General features: G+C 70.7%; 13 protein-coding genes and 3 pseudogenes. 11 read left to right on the plus strand and 5 right to left on the minus strand.

Annotated features, from left to right (window positions below):
• The first annotated feature begins 6 nt into the window (after window positions 1-6).
• The gene (locus HUV60_RS30880; RefSeq protein WP_257853331.1) at window positions 7-549 is read left to right on the plus strand and encodes a GNAT family N-acetyltransferase; all 543 of its coding nucleotides are present in this window, start codon (window positions 7-9) and stop codon (window positions 547-549) included.
• Between the two features lie 60 nt (window positions 550-609).
• Here the strand turns inward: HUV60_RS30880 and HUV60_RS30885 are convergent, their stop codons facing one another.
• The gene (locus HUV60_RS30885) at window positions 610-1,293 is read right to left on the minus strand and encodes a glycerophosphodiester phosphodiesterase (protein ID WP_257853332.1); all 684 of its coding nucleotides are present in this window, start codon (window positions 1,291-1,293) and stop codon (window positions 610-612) included.
• 252 nt (window positions 1,294-1,545) lie between these two features.
• Between HUV60_RS30885 and HUV60_RS30890 the strand changes: the two genes are divergently transcribed.
• From HUV60_RS30890 to HUV60_RS30905, 4 genes and pseudogenes are all read left to right on the plus strand, one after another.
• On the plus strand, window positions 1,546-2,943 hold the full coding sequence (locus tag HUV60_RS30890; RefSeq protein ID WP_257853333.1) for a DUF6421 family protein: 1,398 nt from the start codon (window positions 1,546-1,548) through the stop codon (window positions 2,941-2,943).
• 38 nt (window positions 2,944-2,981) lie between these two features.
• Window positions 2,982-3,728 carry an SDR family NAD(P)-dependent oxidoreductase gene (locus HUV60_RS30895; protein ID WP_257853743.1) on the plus strand — a complete coding sequence of 249 codons (747 nt, stop codon included), beginning with the start codon at window positions 2,982-2,984 and terminating at the stop codon, window positions 3,726-3,728.
• Window positions 3,725-4,795 (plus strand): threonine aldolase family protein, encoded by a 1,071-nt coding sequence (locus tag HUV60_RS30900; protein ID WP_257853334.1) that lies wholly within the window; start codon window positions 3,725-3,727, stop codon window positions 4,793-4,795. Before HUV60_RS30895 ends, HUV60_RS30900 begins: the two co-directional genes overlap by 4 nt.
• Before the next feature lie 218 nt (window positions 4,796-5,013).
• Window positions 5,014-5,329: pseudogene (locus HUV60_RS30905) on the plus strand (transglutaminase); the annotation flags it as partial.
• 20 nt (window positions 5,330-5,349) lie between these two features.
• On the opposite strand, the gene HUV60_RS30910 reads toward HUV60_RS30905, so the two are convergent.
• Window positions 5,350-6,078, minus strand: coding sequence for a lysophospholipid acyltransferase family protein (locus HUV60_RS30910; protein ID WP_257853335.1), 729 nt, complete (start codon window positions 6,076-6,078; stop codon window positions 5,350-5,352).
• A 415-nt stretch (window positions 6,079-6,493) separates the two neighbouring features.
• On the opposite strand from HUV60_RS30910, the gene HUV60_RS30915 reads away from it, so the two are divergent.
• From HUV60_RS30915 to HUV60_RS30925, 3 genes are all read left to right on the plus strand, one after another.
• Entirely contained in the window at window positions 6,494-6,886 is a 393-nt protein-coding gene (locus HUV60_RS30915) for a thioredoxin family protein (RefSeq protein ID WP_257853336.1), read from the plus strand.
• 270 nt (window positions 6,887-7,156) lie between these two features.
• Complete coding sequence (locus tag HUV60_RS30920) at window positions 7,157-7,945, plus strand: electron transfer flavoprotein subunit beta/FixA family protein (RefSeq protein WP_257853337.1); 789 nt, start codon at window positions 7,157-7,159, stop codon at window positions 7,943-7,945.
• Window positions 7,946-8,006: 61 nt separating this feature from the next.
• On the plus strand, window positions 8,007-8,969 hold the full coding sequence (locus tag HUV60_RS30925; RefSeq protein ID WP_257853338.1) for an electron transfer flavoprotein subunit alpha/FixB family protein: 963 nt from the start codon (window positions 8,007-8,009) through the stop codon (window positions 8,967-8,969).
• 80 nt (window positions 8,970-9,049) lie between these two features.
• On the opposite strand, the pseudogene HUV60_RS30930 reads toward HUV60_RS30925, so the two are convergent.
• A pseudogene (locus HUV60_RS30930) lies at window positions 9,050-9,977 on the minus strand (endonuclease/exonuclease/phosphatase family protein).
• A 281-nt stretch (window positions 9,978-10,258) separates the two neighbouring features.
• Between HUV60_RS30930 and HUV60_RS30935 the strand changes: the two are divergent.
• Window positions 10,259-11,563, plus strand: a complete 1,305-nt coding sequence (locus HUV60_RS30935) for an HpcH/HpaI aldolase/citrate lyase family protein (protein WP_257853340.1) — start codon at window positions 10,259-10,261, stop codon at window positions 11,561-11,563.
• Window positions 11,564-11,702: 139 nt separating this feature from the next.
• Here HUV60_RS30935 and HUV60_RS30940 read toward each other — a convergent pair whose 3' ends face one another.
• The gene (locus HUV60_RS30940) at window positions 11,703-12,752 is read right to left on the minus strand and encodes a LacI family DNA-binding transcriptional regulator (RefSeq protein WP_257853341.1); all 1,050 of its coding nucleotides are present in this window, start codon (window positions 12,750-12,752) and stop codon (window positions 11,703-11,705) included.
• Window positions 12,753-12,990: 238 nt separating this feature from the next.
• On the opposite strand from HUV60_RS30940, the gene HUV60_RS30945 reads away from it, so the two are divergent.
• The gene (locus HUV60_RS30945; protein ID WP_257853342.1) at window positions 12,991-13,941 is read left to right on the plus strand and encodes an ROK family protein; all 951 of its coding nucleotides are present in this window, start codon (window positions 12,991-12,993) and stop codon (window positions 13,939-13,941) included.
• A 129-nt stretch (window positions 13,942-14,070) separates the two neighbouring features.
• Window positions 14,071-14,280 (plus strand): hypothetical protein, encoded by a 210-nt coding sequence (locus HUV60_RS30950; RefSeq protein ID WP_257853343.1) that lies wholly within the window; start codon window positions 14,071-14,073, stop codon window positions 14,278-14,280.
• A gap of 341 nt (window positions 14,281-14,621) precedes the next feature.
• Here HUV60_RS30950 and HUV60_RS30955 read toward each other — a convergent pair.
• Window positions 14,622-15,879: pseudogene (locus HUV60_RS30955) on the minus strand (IS701 family transposase).
• Between the last annotated feature and the right edge of the window lie 266 nt (window positions 15,880-16,145).

Here is a 16,145-nt window from a genome sequence, read left to right on the forward strand (position 1 = left end):
TGCCCCATGGAATCCGTCACCGAGAGCGCGCTCACCTTCCGTGACGCCACCGACGCCGACGTGGACGACCTCGTCGCGCTGATCGAGTCGGCGTACCGGGGCGACTCCAGCCGGGCCGGGTGGACCACCGAAGCCGATATCCTCCAGGGGCAGCGGACCGATGCGGAGGGCGTACGGGAGGTCGTCAAGTCGCCGGACAGCCGGTTGCTGACGGTGGAGCGCGAGGGCCGGATCGTCGCCTGCTGCCAGCTCGAGCACCGCGGTGAGCACGCCTACTTCGGGATGTTCGCGGTCAGCCCCGGGCTCCAGGGCGCCGGGCTCGGCAAGACGGTGCTCGCCCACGCCGAGCGGCAGGTCCGGGACACCTGGGGCGCGCGCGAGATGCACATGACCGTGATCACGGCGCGCGAGGACCTGATCGCCTGGTACGTACGGCGTGGTTACCGCCGTACGGGCAGGACGAGCACTTTCCCGTACGGCGACGAGCGGTTCGGCATTCCGCTCCGGGCCGACCTGCGGTTCGAGCTGCTGGTCAAGGAGCTGTCCTGACCGTCGGAGGAGCCGTCCCGGCCTCCGCCCCCGCCGCCCCGGGGCGGGGCGCACCGGCCGTCACGCGGTGAAGCGGCCGGTGCGCTTGATCTCCGGGTAGTCGGTGGTCGCGCCGTCGAGTCCGAGGGCCCGGACCAGTCTGAGGTGGTCCTGCGTGTTCACCACCCAGCCGATGATCCTCAGGTCGGCCTTGCGGGCCTGCTCGACGATCTCCAGGGTGAGGCGGCGGATGTTCAGGCAGACGGTCGACGCGCCGACGCCGACGGCCCGCTCCACGATGTCCGTGCCGTAGCGGCTCGCGACGAGCGCGGTGCGTACCCCGGTGACCAGGCGGGAGATCTCGGCGATCGCGTCGTCGTGGAACGAGGACACCTCGATCCGGCCCGCCAGATCCCTCCGGTTCATCACCTCGGCCAGGGCCCTGGCCGCCTGCACGTCCTTGATCTCGGCCTGCAGCGGCGCGTGGACGGCGTCCAGCACCTCATCGAGGACGGGGACGTGCTCGCCGCGCCCGGCGTCCAGGGCACGCAGTTCGGCGACGGTCCGGTCGGCGATCGGTCCCGTGCCGTCCGTCGTGCGGTCCAGGTGTGTGTCGTGCATGACGACGAGCGCGCCGTCCTTGCTCAGATGCAGATCGAGTTCGATCACGTCGAGGCCGGCCTCCTGAGCGGCGACGAAGGACCGGAGGGTGTTCTCGGGCTCGACACCCATGACTCCGCGGTGACCGATGGTGAGGAAGTTCAAGATGCGACTCGCTTCCGTCGACGGAGACGCGGGGCCGCGTCCCTGCGGCCCTCCTGGACCGTATCGCCTGTGCCCGCCTCGTCCAGATGCTGAACATCGAAGCCGAGGAGTGTCACCCAACCGCGTGATGGGCAGGAAAAAGTGCGGTGACGACTAGGGTGGAGCAGGATAATTTACGGAGATGCCCCTTGCTGGGAGAAGCCTCGCATGTATACGGTCGCCACACGAAGTTTCTTCGCTGGAGGATGGAATATGACGGAAATTCTTGCGCAGGTGGGTGCGGAGAGGTGCGTTCCTTCGGAGGTCAGGGTGGTTGAGCACTCTGCGTGGCCCATGCTCAAGGATGCCGTGGAGCGGATCAGGCCCTGGCAGGCGAAGGACGGGTCGATCGACCTCGACGCCGAGGGCGCCCCGGCCCGTGCCGAGGCCGAGACGGAGGTGCGCCGGGTGGTCGACGCCCTGGGCGAGCTGTCCCCGCTCCTCCCGCACGACCGCGCCTACCACGAGGCCCTGGCGGGGGACCTGACCCGATGGGCCGAAGGCGGCTTCGAAGTGCCCGACTTCCTGGACTCGCTGCTGGTCTTCCACCCGGCCGCGCACCGTGAGGACGGTCTCCAGCACCTGGTCGTCTTCCCGATGTACACGCAGAACGGCAACCCCGACCGCAACCTCGAGGCGGTCGTGCTGCGCATGGTGTGGCCGGACTGGCTGGCCGAGCTGGAACGCACCCGCTACGACAACCCGCTGTTCTGCGGCATCTCGTTCGAGGACTTCACCGCTGGCTACGACACCAACTCCGCGGTGCTCTTCCCCGAGACCATCGCCGTGCGCGAGGCACCCGAGCGGTTCACCTGGGGCGGCATCTTCTGCGACCGCGAGGCCGCCCGCTTCCGTCGGGTGTCCGCTGCCGCCGTCGACCTCCTGGGCCTCGAGCTGCCCGAGGACGTCGCTGCGCTGGTGCACGACCAGAAGCGCTGTGAAGAGGCGTTCGTCCTGTGGGACATGGTGCACGACCGCACCCACAGCCACGGCGACCTGCCCTTCGACCCGTTCATGATCAAGCAGCGCCAGCCGTTCTGGATGTACGGGCTGGAGGAGCTGCGCTGCGACCTCACCGCCTTCAGGGAGGCCGTCAAGCTTGCCGGCGACGACGTCCCGCAGGCGCGCGACGTACAGGTCGCGGTGCTGTTCGACCGCATGTTCCGCTTCCCTGTCACCGGCGAACGGGTCCGCAACTACGACGGCCTCGGCGGCCAGTTGCTCTTCGCCTACCTGCACAAGCACGACGTCGTCCGCTGGACCGACAACAATCTCACCATCGACTGGGACCGCGCCCCGCAGGTCACCAACCAGCTGTGCGCCGAGATCGAGACGCTGTACCGCGACGGCATCGACCGTCCCAAGCTCGTCCACTGGTTCGCCGGGTACGAGCTGGTCTCCCGCTATCTCGCCCCGCACCCGGGATCCAAGTGGTCCAAGGGCCCCGACGCCCTGGACCTGACGCAGCCGCCGCGGAAACTCGTCGATGACGTGCTTCCGGACGAGTTTCCGCTGAGCATGTTCTATGAGGCACTGTCCAAGAAGCTGAAGAACGTGATCGCCTCGACCCGGGGTATCACGGCGGACAGCGCCGAGCGGATCGCCGCGTGAGTGATCTCGTTCACACCACTGTGCAGGAGGCGATGACCATGGGGAACGGGGCACTCGACGGTGCGGTGATCGCGGTGGCCGGCGCGGGGGGCCCCGCGGGGCGGGCGGCGCTGCTCAGGCTGGCCGAGGCGGGGGCGGTCGTCGTCGGCTCGGACAACGACCCGGAGCGGCTGGCGGAGGCCGTGGACGCGGCGCGCTACGCGCACGGGGGCGCCACTGTCACCGGTGACACGGTCGACCTGCTCGACCTGGACTCCACCCGCGAGTGGGCCGCGCGTACCGAGAGGGAGTTCGGCCGCGTCGACGGCCTGGTCCATCTCGTCGGCGGCTGGCGCGGCAGCGAGACCTTCACCAAGACCAGCGTGGACGACTGGGACCTGCTGGAACTGCTCCTGGTGCGCACCGTGCTGCACACCTCCCTCGCCTTCCACGAGGGACTGCAGCGCAGCGACCGCGGCCGGTACGTCCTGATCAGTGCGGCCGGTGCCAGCAGGCCCACCGCGGGCAACGCCGCCTATGCCGCGGCCAAGGCCGCCGCCGAGGCATGGGCGCTGGCCATGGGCGACTACTTCCGCAAGGCGGGGGGCGAGCAGGGGCCGACATCGGCGGCTGTGATCCTGGTGGTGAAGGCGTTGGTGCACGACGCGATGCGCGCCGACCGCCCCAACGCGAAGTTCGCGGGTTTCACGGATGTCAGGGATCTCGCCGAGGCGATCGCCGGCGTCTGGGACAAGCCCGCCGCGGAGTTGAACGGAAACCGTCTGTGGCTGACCGAGAAGCCGTGAACCCACCCCGGACCGACGCGCGCCGCCATCACGACCCGGACGTCCGCGGTTTCGCCAGCGACAACTACGCCGGGGTCCACCCGGAAGTGCTCGCCGCCCTGGCCCTGGCCAACGGCGGGCACCAGGTCGCGTACGGCGAGGACGCGTACACGGAGAACCTCCAGCAGGTGGTCCGCAGCCATTTCGGCCCCACCGCCGAGGCCTTCCCGGTCTTCAACGGCACCGGTGCCAACGTCGTCGCGCTCCAGGCGGTCACCGACCGCTGGGGCGCCGTGATCTGTGCCGAGAGTGCGCACATCAACGTCGACGAGGGAGGGGCGCCGGAGCGTGTCGGCGGGATCAAGCTGCTCACCGTGCCCACCCCCGACGGCAAGCTCACCCCCGAGCTGATCGACCGGCAGGCGTACGGCTGGGAGGACGAGCACCGTGCGATGCCGCAGGTGGTGTCCATCGCCCAGGCCACCGAGCTGGGCACGGTGTACACGCCGGACGAGATGCGTGCCCTCTGCGAGCACGCGCACGCCCTCGGCATGAAGGTACACGTCGACGGCTCCCGGCTGGCCAACGCCGCCGCCACCCTGGACGTGCCGATGCGCACCTTCACCAACGCGGCCGGCGTCGACCTCCTCTCCCTGGGCGGCACCAAGAACGGCGCCCTGTCCGGCGAGGCGGTCGTGGTGCTCAACCAGGACGCCGTCAGCCACATGAGGCATCTGCGCAAGCTGTCCATGCAGCTCGCGTCCAAGATGCGCTTCGTCTCGGTGCAACTGGAAGCCCTGCTCGCGCGGGATCTGTGGCTGCGCAACGCCCGGCACGCCAACGAGATGGCCCAGCGCCTCGCCGAGGGCGTGCGCGCCGTGCACGGCGTGGAGATCCTCCACCCGGTCCAGGCCAACGCGGTCTTCGCCCGTCTGCCGCACGCCGTGACCGAGCGCCTGCAGAAGCGCTTCCGCTTCTATTTCTGGGACGAGACCGCGGGCGATGTCCGCTGGATGTGCGCCTTCGACACGACCGAGGACGACGTGGACACGTTCGTGGCGGCCCTCAAGGAGGAGATGGCCGGCTAGCTCCGTCCTCCGCGGGTCACTCTTTTGCACAGCCTCCGGGCTGGATCACGGTCCTGGAGCGATCGTGCTTCGGCGGGTTCTGCACCGCGGACCGCTGCGCTGATCGGTGGCTGACCAGCTGTGATCAGTTGATCTTCCCGAATGGGTGACCTGCGGAGGACGGGGCTAGCCGCCCTCATCTGTTCGTACAAGTATGCGCTCGATCGAAAGTGCAGTGACTCTCGATCGAGGGCATCCCGGCCGCGCTGTGCCACCAGAACCTCGGAGGGCTGAACGGGCCTGGTCGCCGTACGGTTCCACGGTGTCTGGCACCGGCAGGACCCACGGGGCGGCGAACCGGGAGCCGGCGTCCGGTTCTCCCTGGCCGGCGAGCGGCTCGCCCTCACGCCCGATCCTGTGGCCGGTGAGACGGACCCCCCGCTCCTGTATGCCGTACCGCGTCCCGTCGTACTGAAGGCGCTCCAGGCCGCCGTGGGCCGCCCACACCTGTGGCGGGCGCTCCCCACCGCACTGCCGGACCACGCCGGATCATGACGCCCCCGCGACGACCGGGCTCAGCGCGCCTCGGCCGCGCGGACCTGCTCCGGGGTCGGTGCCGTGCCGCCGAGGTGGGCCGGCATCCACCAGGTGTCGTCCGGACCCTTGGGCCGCACCGGGTAGGCGCGCTGCGCGGCCTCCAGCAGTTCCTGGACCCGCTCCCGCAACTGCCGGGTGATCGCGCCCGCGTACTTCTCCTTGGACGCCTCGACCGCCTCGCCGACGCGCATGGTGACCGGGGTGTGACTGCGCCTGAAGTTGCGGGGGTGCCCCTTGGTCCACAGTCGCTGAGTGCCCCACACCGCCATCGGGATCAGGGGCACGCCCGCCTCCTGTGCCATGCGCGCGGCACCCGACTTGAAGCTCTTCAGCGTGAAGGACTGGGAGATCGTCGCCTCCGGGAAGACGCCCACGATCTCGCCGGAGCGCAGCGAGTCGAGCGCGTGCGCGTATGCCGCGTCCCCCTGCTTGCGGTCCACGGGGATGTGCTTCATCCCGCGCATCAGCGGACCCGAGACCTTGTGCCGGAAGACGGCGTCCTTCGCCATGAAGCGCACGAGCCGCTTCTGCGGCAGTGCCGCGAGGCCGTTGAAGACGAAGTCCAGGTAGCTGATGTGGTTGCTCACCAGCACGGCGCCGCCCGTACACGGGATGTTCTCCGAACCCCGGCAGTCGATCTTGAGGTCCCACGCCTTGAACAGAGTCTGGGCGAAACCGATCACGGGACGGTAGACGAGCTCTGCCATGGGTGCGGTGGAACCCTTTCTGCTCTGCCTGGGAAGGAGGATTCCCAGCCGAAGTTACGCAGCCGTAGGTTTACGGCTTGTCGCTGATGGTGCCCCAAGAACGACCGGTGAACCAGCCCTGGCGCCTGCCTGTGGCGAGATTCTTGTCACGTCCACCCCTATGATCCACCTCGGGCTTTTGCGTCGCCGTTACCCCGCGTACCGTCGTCTGCCGCAGGAGCAGGGGGCATCTGGTGTTCCGGGCGGTAAGCCGGACACGGCGTCGGGGAGGGCCGCCGCGAAGCGGGGTCCTCTCGTGCCGATGGCCATGGATCAGGCACTCGCACGGGAAATCCGCATGGGGAACCCGCGCGGAAGCGGGAATCTTCGCGGTCCCGTGCATGCTTGCGACGGAGGATGACCGGACCGATGCTGCGTGCCGGCGCTCGCGGCGGCGAGTGTCCTCGGAGTGCTGCTGCGGCGGCGGAGCGGGAGAGTGCGGGTGCGCGGGCGGGGCGACGGCAAGCGGCTGCGGGCGGCGGAAATCGGCGCGGACCTCGGTGAACGCGCCACCCTCGTCCAGTTCTCCAGCGCGTTCTGCGCACCCTGCCGGGCGACCCGCAGGGTGCTCGGTGAGGTGGCCGGACTGGTTCCCGGCGTGACCCATGTGGAGATCGACGCCGAGGCGCACCTGGACCTCGTGCGCCGGCTGGAGATCCTCAAGACCCCCACCGTGCTCGTCCTCGACGCCGACGGCACCGTCGTCCGGCGTGCCACCGGCCAGCCGCGCAAGGCCGATGTGATCGCCGCGCTCGGCGAGGCCGTGTGACGGCCGGCGAGCTTCGCCACCAGGGATGTTCCGGTGCTCTTCGGTGCCGATTCCGGGACGCAGCCTGCTGCGGGCAGGTCGAGTTCCGGTTACGCTGCGTTGCGAAGGTCACAGTTCAAAGCGCTTGCTCAGCGGGAATGGACCGGATGTACTGGCGAGTAATATTTCGCTCGGAAACGTGGATCGCCCCGATCGGGAACGGCCGTTTGAGGCGCCTATGCTGCCTGAAGGCAGGCAGCCAGAAATGACGATTGCAGTAGGAGAGCCGGCGTGAGCTTGAGGATCGTTGTCACAGTGAAGTACGTGCCCGACGCCACTGGCGACCGGCACTTCGCCGATGACCTGACCGTCGACCGCGACGATGTGGACGGTCTGCTCTCCGAGCTGGACGAGTACGCGGTCGAGCAGGCGCTGCAGATCTCGGAGAACTCCGACGACGACGTGGAGATCACCATCCTGACGGTGGGCCCGGAGGACGCCAAGGACGCGCTGCGCAAGGCGCTGTCCATGGGCGCGGACAAGGCGATCCACGTCGAGGACGACGCTCTGCACGGCACCGACGCCATCGGCACCTCCCTGGTCCTGGCCAAGGCAATCGAGAAGGCCGGCTACGACCTGGTGATCTCCGGCATGGCCTCCACCGACGGCGTCATGGGTGTCGTGCCGGCGCTGCTCGCGGAGCGCCTGGACGTACCGCAGGTGACGCTGCTGTCGGAGGTGTCGGTCGAGGACGGCAAGGTGTCGGGCCGCCGTGACGGCGACGCCGCGTCCGAGCAGCTCGAGGCGTCGCTGCCGGCGGTCGTGTCGGTCACCGACCAGTCGGGCGAGGCGCGTTACCCGTCCTTCAAGGGCATCATGGCGGCGAAGAAGAAGCCGGTTCAGTCCTGGGACCTGTCCGACCTCGACCTCGACGAGGACGAGGTGGGCCTGGAGAACGCCTACACCGTGGTCGACTCCGCGACCGAGCGTCCGGCCCGCACCGCGGGCACGATCGTCAAGGACGAGGGCGAGGGCGGCAAGCAGCTCGCCGAGTTCCTCGCGAGCCAGAAGTTCATCTGAGTCAAGAGGCTCGACTCGCTTTCCGCCCCTCACACTTCGCAAGCAGGAGAGAAGAAGTCCCATGGCTGAAGTTCTCGTCTACGTCGACCACGTGGACGGCGCCGTCCGCAAGCCGACCCTGGAGCTGCTGACGCTGGCACGCCGCATCGGCGAGCCGGTCGCCGTCGCGCTGGGCAACGGCGCCGCCGACACCGCCGCCACGCTGGCCGAGCACGGCGCGGTGAAGGTCCTCACGCACGAGGCCGCCGAGTACGCCGACTACCTCGTCGTGCCGAAGGTGGACGCCCTCCGGGCCGCCCACGAGGCCGTCTCCCCGGCGGCCGTCCTGGTCCCCTCCTCCGCCGAGGGCAAGGAGATCGCCGCCCGCCTGGCGCTGCGTCTGGGCTCCGGCATCATCACCGACGCCGTCGACCTGGAGGCCGGCGACGAGGGCCCGGTGGCCACGCAGTCGGTGTTCGCCGCCGCCTACACCACCAAGTCCCGTGTCTCCAAGGGCACTCCGGTCATCACGGTCAAGCCGAACTCGGCTGCCGTGGAGGCCGCTCCGGCCGCAGGCGGCGTCGAGACGCTGTCCGTGTCGTTCTCCGAGCAGGCAACCGGCACCAAGGTCACCGGCCGCACCCCGCGCAAGTCGACCGGCCGCCCCGAGCTGACCGAGGCCGCGATCGTGGTCTCCGGTGGCCGCGGTGTCAACGGCGCGGAGAACTTCGCGGTCATCGAGGCGCTCGCCGACTCCCTCGGCGCGGCCGTCGGCGCCTCGCGTGCCGCGGTCGACGCCGGGTGGTACCCGCACACCAACCAGGTGGGCCAGACCGGCAAGAGCGTCTCGCCGCAGCTGTACGTCGCCTCCGGCATCTCCGGCGCGATCCAGCACCGTGCGGGCATGCAGACCTCGAAGACGATCGTGGCGGTCAACAAGGACGCCGAGGCCCCGATCTTCGACCTCGTCGACTACGGCGTCGTCGGCGACCTCTTCGACGTCGTCCCGCAGCTCACCGAGGAGATCAAGACCCGCAAGGGCTGAGCCCCTCCGGGCCGTACGAGGCCCCCGCGACCGCCTCCGGCGCGGTCGTGGGGGCCTCGCCCCGTTCCCGGCACCCCGGCTCAGTCCGTCCGTCCCGGGGTGAGCGACGCCTGTACCGGCAGATGGTCGCTCGGGAACCGCCCGGCCGGCGCGAAGGTGTTGACCGACGCCCGGTGCACCGTGGCGCCGGGCGTGGTCAGGATCCAGTCGATACGGGCACCGCCCGGCACCAGCGGCCTGTACCCGTGGAACGTCCCGTACGCCTCGCCCCGCTCGGCCGCCGTGTCCCAGGTGTCGACGAGACCGGCGCCCAGCATCGTGTCGTACACCGGGTTCCCGTGGGCGGCGACGTTGAAGTCCCCCGTCACGATCACGGGCAGGGAGCGGGCCGGCCCGGCGACGCGCTCGGCGAGCAATGCGGCGGCCCGCTCGCGTGCGTACTGGCTCGCGTTGTCCAGGTGGGTGTTGAACACGTAGAACTCCCGGTCGCCGGCGCGCAGGTCGAGGAAGCGGACCCAGGTGACCATGCGGACATGGGCGTTGCCCCAGGTGTTCGAGGCGATCAGATACGGCGTGTCGGAAAGCCAGAAGTGGTCGTACTCCAGGGGGGCGAGCCGGCGGGTGTCGTAGAGGATCCCCATGAACTCGTCGCGGCTGCCGCCCGCCCGCCCGGCCGGTGCCGATCCAGTCGTAGGACGGGCCCAGGTCGGCCTCGATGTCGCGCAGCTGCTGGTGGAGGCCCTCCTGGGTACCGATGACGTGCGGCTGTTCGCGGCGCAGCAGTTGGCGTGTCACGGGTCTCCGGGCGGTCCAGCTGTGGGGCTCCGCCGTACTGGCGAAGCGCAGGTTGAACGACATGACGTCCAGCGGCCCGCCCCGGCGTTCCTGACGTTCCCGGGCCGAGGCGGGCTCGGCGGGCAGTGCTGTACGGGAGAGCGGAAGGGCGACGGAGGCGGCGAGCGCGGTCTTCATTCCCAGGCGGCGCGTGACTCGGCTGTGGTTCGGCACAGGAACTCCTTCGCTGGTGCTGCGCGGTGGTGTCCGGGTGAGTCGGGCGTGCGTCGGTGCGCGGGGCGGTGCCGGGCGGTGCGTGATTCCGTGTCAGACGGTGCCAGATAGGCGTGAACATGCCGAGATGGCGGAGTGGATCGGGGCGCAAGAGGGAGGCAAGACGGTGTTGACCTGCGCGAAGGCCGCCCGATAACTTCATTCAACGGATTGATGATTTCGCATTGCGGAAAGGGCGGGACGGGTGTGCCACGAGGCACCAAGGATCTGGAGGGCACGGAATGAGCCAGGGCCGGCAGGAGCGGGTGGCGACGAGTATCGCGGGCACCGTCGGCGCGGAGATCAGCACCTCCCTGGCGCCGGTCGACGCCGAGCTGGAGCGCCGCTACCCCGGAGACCCCGGCACCCGCCAGCCCGTCCACACCGTCTACGTTCCCGGTGACGCCTTCACCGCCGGCACTCTCCGCTCCTGGGGCGACCAGGCCCTGGCCGCCCTGGACGAACACGCTCCGGACGCCGTCTCGTTCGCCGCCGCCGTCGGGATGGCCCCCGCAGTGGCCGAGGACGTGTACGGGCGCGTCCGTGCCAAGCTGGAGCGCGAACCCGTGGAGGACCTGCGCGTCGACTTCGAGGACGGTTACGGCAACCGTCCCGACGCCGAGGAGGACGAGACCGCCGCCCGCGCCGCGCGGCTGATCGCCGAGGCGTACCGGGAGGGCACGGCGGCCCCGTACACGGGCATCCGGATGAAGTGCATGGAGGCCGCGGTGCGCGACCGGGGCATCCGCACCCTCGACATCTTCCTCACCGGCCTGGCCGAGGCCGGCCCGTTGCCCGACGGGCTGGTGCTGACGCTTCCCAAGGTCACGTACACCGAGCAGGTCACCGCCATGGTGCGGCTCCTCGACGCCTTCGAGGAGGCGCGTGGGCTGGAACCGGGCCGGATCGGCTTCGAGATCCAGATCGAGACCAGCCAGGCCGTCCTCGCCGCCGACGGCACCGCCACCGTCGCCCGGATGATCCAGGCCGCCGAGGGCCGGGCCACAGGGCTGCACTACGGCACCTTCGACTACAGCGCCTGCCTCGGGGTCTCCGCCGCCCACCAGGCCAGTGACCACCCGGCAGCCGATCACGCCAAGGCCGTCATGCAGGTCGCCGCCGCGGGCACCGGCGTACGTGTGTCGGACGGTTCCACCAACGTCCTGCCCGTCGGTCCGACCGCACAGGTCCACGCCGCATGGCGGCTGCACCACGGCCTCACCCGCCGGGCCCTGGCCCGCGCCTACTACCAGGGCTGGGACATGCATCCCGGGCATCTGCCCACGCGTTACGCGGCGGTCTTCGCCTTCTACCGCGAGAGCTTCGGCCGGGTCGCAGCCCGGCTCGCCCGGTACGCAGCCCGGACCTCGGGCGACGTCATGGACGAGCCGGCCACCGCCAAGGCGCTGGCCGGCCACCTGCTGCGCGGCTTGGACTGCGGTGCCCTGGACCACGCCGAAGTGGCACGGGCGACGGGCCTGACCCGCGCAGACCTGGAGGGCTTCGCGTCCCCGCGCCCGGGCGACCCGACGGGAGGGCCCGGATGAGGGGCGTCGGCGACGCAGTGCCGGTGCCGGGATTTCCCGACCGCCCAGCCGTGTGTACCGCTCCGCAGCCGACACCCTCACCGGTGGCTCCTCCTCGAACGTCCGGCCGCCCCGCGCGGTTCCCGGCGGACGAGGGTGCTCAGTCTGCCGGGGGCAGCTCGCCCGAGCCGCGCGTGATCAGCTTGGTCGGCAGCTCGATCCGCTCGGGGGAGAGCAGGGTGCCGTCCAGCTGACGGAAGAGGCGCTCGGCCGCGGTCCGGCCGAGGGCGGCGGAGTCCTGGGCGACGACGGTGAGCCCCGGCCGGAGCAGATCGGCGAGCTCGATGTCGTCGAAGCCGACGAGCGCGACCGGGCGGGACTGCTCGCTCAGGACCCGGATCACGGTGACCGTCACCCGGTTGTTGCCCGTGAAGACCGCCGTGACCGGCTCCGGGCGGGACAGCATCTCCTCGGTGGCCCGGCGCACCCGCCCGGGGGCGGTGACCCCCAGGGATATCCAGGCGTCCGCCACCGGTATGCCCGCGTCCTCCATGGCTGCGCGGTAGCCGCGCAGCCGCTCGGACGCGGTGTGGATGCCGGGCATGTCACCGATGAAACCGATCCTGCGGTGCCCGTGGGCGATCAGGTGGGCCACGCCGTCCCGGGCGCCGCCGTAGTTGTCCGACACGACGACGTCGGCGTCTATCCGGCCGGCCGGCCGGTCCACGAAGACCGTGGCGACGCCCGCCTTGAGCTCCGGCTCGAGATACCGGTGGTCGTCACCGGCCGGGATCACCACCAGTCCGTCCACCCGGCGGGCGCACAGCGCCAGCACCAGCTCCTGCTCGCGGTCGGCGTCCTCCGCGCTGGAACCGTTGATCAGCAGTGCGCCGTGCGCGCGGGCGACCTCCTCGACCGCCCTGCTCAGCGGACCGTAGAACGGGTCCGCGAGATCTTCCAGGACCAGACCCACACTGGCGGTACGGCCCTTGCGCAGCACCCGCGCGCTGTCGTTCCGGCGGAAACCGAGTGCCGCGATGGACTCCTGCACCCGGCGCTCCGTCTCCGGCGTGACCCCGGGTTCGCCGTTGACCACCCGTGAGACGGTCTTCAGGCCGACGCCGGCCCGGGCCGCCACGTCCTTCATGGTCGGGCGGCTGCCGTAACGGGACCCTGGGAGGCGGTGGGTGCGGCGGGGCGTCTCCGGCACGGTACGGTGTCCTGTCCTATAGACCACGCGCTGCGTGGAGCCACGGGGGTGTATGAGGATGTGGCGTCGAGCATAGAGCCTGGACAACGTTGTCAGGCTCAGGGACACTGTCCACCGCACGCCCCGGCCCGCGAGTGGTCGCGACATCGGGGTGCGGCTCGCCCCCGTGTCTCGGTTCATGGCCGCGCATGGGCTGCTTCAGCGCCTTTCTCATGGTTGACGGGGAGAACCGACACTGATGTACACCGACCTCGTGGCAGCGCTCGACATCGGCGGTACCAAAATCGCCGGCGCGCTGGTGGACGGACAGGGCCGGATACTGGTCCGCGCCCAGCGGCCGACGCCCGCCAAGGAGGACGGCGACACCGTGATGCGAGCGGTCGAAGTGGTGCTGGGCGAGCTCACCGCGTCCCCGCTGTGGGGGCACACGAGCGCCGTCGGCATCGGCAGCGCGGGCCCGGTGGACGCCTCCACCGGCACGGTGAGCCCGGTGAACGTGCCCGGCTGGCGTGACTACCCGCTGGTCGCCGGAGTCCGGGCCGCCACCGGTGGCCTGCCCGTGGAACTGATCGGCGACGGCGTGGCGATCACGGCCGCCGAACACTGGCAGGGCGCCGCCCGCGGTCACGACAACGCGCTGTGTATGGTCGTCTCGACCGGGGTCGGCGGCGGACTCGTGCTGGGCGGCAGGCTGCACCCCGGGCCGACCGGCAACGCGGGGCACATCGGCCACATCAGCGTGGATCTCGACGGCGATCCGTGCCCGTGCGGCTCGCGCGGCTGCGTGGAGCGCATCGCGAGCGGGCCCAACATCGCCCGCCGGGCCCTGGCGGACGGCTGGCTCCCCGGACCGGAGGGCGACACCTCCGCCGCCGCGGTGGCCGCCGCGGCCCGTGCCGGGGACCCGGTGGCCGTGGCGTCGTTCGCGCGGGCCGCGCGGGCGCTGGCCGCCGGAATCGCGGCCACCGCGACGCTGGCCGAGATCGACATCGCCGTGGTCGGCGGGGGAGTGGGCAAGGCGGGAGAGGTCCTCTTCACCCCCCTGCGCCAGGCCCTGACCGAGTACGCGACGCTGTCGTTCGTCCAGCGTCTCGTGGTGGCGCCGGCGCGGATGGGCACCGACGCCGGGCTGGTGGGCGCCGCGGCGGCGGCCCTGACCCGGCGGACGGCCCCGGCGGCAGGCGTCTGATCCGGGCCGGGACACGGATGCCCGCAGGAACGTTCACGCTGTGCCGTACGAGTTCGTACCGCCGTGGGCGTCCGTACGTTCCTGTGCGTCCGTGCGTGACCCCGGGCGGCTTCTGCCGTTGAACCCGACATGAAGAAGCGCAGCATGCTCGCCATCGCCTCCCTCGCCACCGGATTCGTCGTCGCGGCGGTCACCCCGTCGCACGCGCTCGGTGAGGGCCTCGACAGCCTCCCCGCCGGTGACGCACTCAGCACCCTCGACCACGCCGTCACCGACGACGCCGTCACCGACGACGCCCTCGCCGCCATGGCCGACGGCGACCGGGAGACCAAGGCCTGACGGACCACATCGCGAAACCGCCCACGGCGCCGGTCCCCCCCAAGGGGCACCGGCGCCGTCGGTGTGCGTACTCAACTGGGGCTGGTTTCCGTGGCAGGGTGGAACGGGCAAGCCGCAGGGGACCAACAGAAGAAGGGGAACCGTGATCGTCCGGATCAACGGTCGCGTCGACATAAGGCCAGGTCGGCGTCCTACCTGCTTCTATTCGCTCCGAAACCTAGTAGGGCTTTGTCAGGTCCTTTGGTGGGGTTCGGGTGTGGGGGCGGGTTGGCCGCATATCGAGCAGGCGCCGGTCCAGGTGGCCAGGATCTTCTGTAACTTGCGGAGGACCGTGTAGAGGGTCAGGCCGGCGCAAGGACTTTCGGGTCGAGCCTGAGCATGGTGCAGAAAGCCTGAGCGAGGGTGGCCAGGGTCATGTGCCGGTGCCAGCCGAGGTAGCTGCGGCCTTCGGAGTGGTCCAGCCCAAGGCCGTCCTTGAGCTCACGGTAGTCGTGCTCGAGGCGCCAGCGGATCTTGGCGATGCGGACCAGTTCACGCAGCGGGGTGTCGGCGGGCAGGGTGGACAGCCAGTAGTCGGTGGGCTCGGCGGCGCCGGGCCATTCGGCCGGCAGCCGGCACTCGGGCAGTGAGCCGTCGGCGGCGCGGGGGATGTCGCGGTTGGCCGGGCGTACGCGCAGGGCCACGAAGCGCGAGCGCATGCCGGCTCGCGGGTTGCGCGGGCCGGTCCTGGTGTCCTGTCGCCAGGTGACGGTGCGGGCGGCGCTCCGCCCGGCGGCCGGGACGGGGGCGCGCAGGGTGCTGTGCGGTATCGGGTATGCGGGCCGGGGCGGACGGCCCCGGCCGCTGCGGGGCGGTCGCTCGGGCCGCGCGTCGCCCGGGTGGGCGGTCGTGGTGCCCTTGACGGCGACCGCGTAGACCAGATCGCGCTCGGTCGGGCCCAGACGGAAACCGGTGGCGTCGCCGTATCCGGCATCAGCGACCACCGGGAGGTCGGGCAGTTCCCACTGGTCGCGGACTTCGTCGAGCATCTCAAGCGCCTGGCGCCACTTCTGCCTGTGGCGGACCTGGCCGGGGATGCCTGCGCGTCGGCGGCGTCGGCGGATCGCCTCGGCCAGGAGCCTGTCGTCCGCTGTGGCGGCATCGTCCCAGCTGTCCGGGATGAACAGCCGCCAGTTGACGGCGGTCGAGGCGTGGTCGCTGACCAGGCTGACACTCACGCCCGTCTGGCAGTTGCCGCGTTTGCCCAAGGCACCGCAATACATCCGGGCCACCCCGGGAGAGTCGTAGCCGTCCTTGGGGAAGCCGGTGTCGTCGATCGCATACGCCTCCGGGGCGATATGCGCCGCCGCCCACCGGGCCACCCGCCGCCGCACCTCGACGTAGTCCCAGGTGGAGGAGGATATGAACTGCTGCAGCTGCTGGTGGTCCACGCCCAGGCGCTCGGCCGTCGGCTGCATCGGCTTGCGTTTGCCGTCCAGCATCAGCCCGCGCATACAACTCGCCCTTGGCCCGCTGATCCCGCCGCGCGAGCGAGCCGAGCATCTCGGCCGCGAACGCCTCCAGGCACGGACGGACCTCGTCTATCTCCTCAGGTGTCACACCTGGCACAAGATCACAGGCTACACACAGAACGGCAGTTGGGGTACCTAACAAAGCCCTACTAGGGCCGCAGCCGGCTTTCGCTGTCTGGCCTGTGGGTTTGGCTGGGCGGCTGGAGTGCAGCGGGCCGGGGCTGCGACGGCGAGGGGGACGTCCACGAAACCGTCGACGACGCCCAATCGGAACAGGGCAAGCACCGGAACCGGGAGCACGGCGGCTTGAGGCCTCGCGCCGGCGACTCCATCGAGAAGGCCGAACTCCGTCGG

This window comes from Streptomyces sp. KMM 9044 (assembly GCF_024701375.2).
Lineage (GTDB): Bacteria > Actinomycetota > Actinomycetes > Streptomycetales > Streptomycetaceae > Streptomyces.

What these genes read in the sequence shown, in the direction of transcription:
- HUV60_RS30880 (WP_257853331.1), top strand. Translation starts at nt 7, where the DNA reads ATGGAATCCGTCACCGAGAGCGCGCTCACCTTCCGTGACGCCACCGAC.
- HUV60_RS30890 (WP_257853333.1), top strand. Translation starts at nt 1,546, where the DNA reads ATGACGGAAATTCTTGCGCAGGTGGGTGCGGAGAGGTGCGTTCCTTCG.
- HUV60_RS30895 (WP_257853743.1), top strand. Translation starts at nt 2,982, where the DNA reads ATGGGGAACGGGGCACTCGACGGTGCGGTGATCGCGGTGGCCGGCGCG.
- HUV60_RS30910 (WP_257853335.1), bottom strand. Translation starts at nt 6,078, where the DNA reads ATGGCAGAGCTCGTCTACCGTCCCGTGATCGGTTTCGCCCAGACTCTG.
- HUV60_RS30925 (WP_257853338.1), top strand. Translation starts at nt 8,007, where the DNA reads ATGGCTGAAGTTCTCGTCTACGTCGACCACGTGGACGGCGCCGTCCGC.
- HUV60_RS30935 (WP_257853340.1), top strand. Translation starts at nt 10,259, where the DNA reads ATGAGCCAGGGCCGGCAGGAGCGGGTGGCGACGAGTATCGCGGGCACC.
- HUV60_RS30945 (WP_257853342.1), top strand. Translation starts at nt 12,991, where the DNA reads ATGTACACCGACCTCGTGGCAGCGCTCGACATCGGCGGTACCAAAATC.
- HUV60_RS30950 (WP_257853343.1), top strand. Translation starts at nt 14,071, where the DNA reads ATGAAGAAGCGCAGCATGCTCGCCATCGCCTCCCTCGCCACCGGATTC.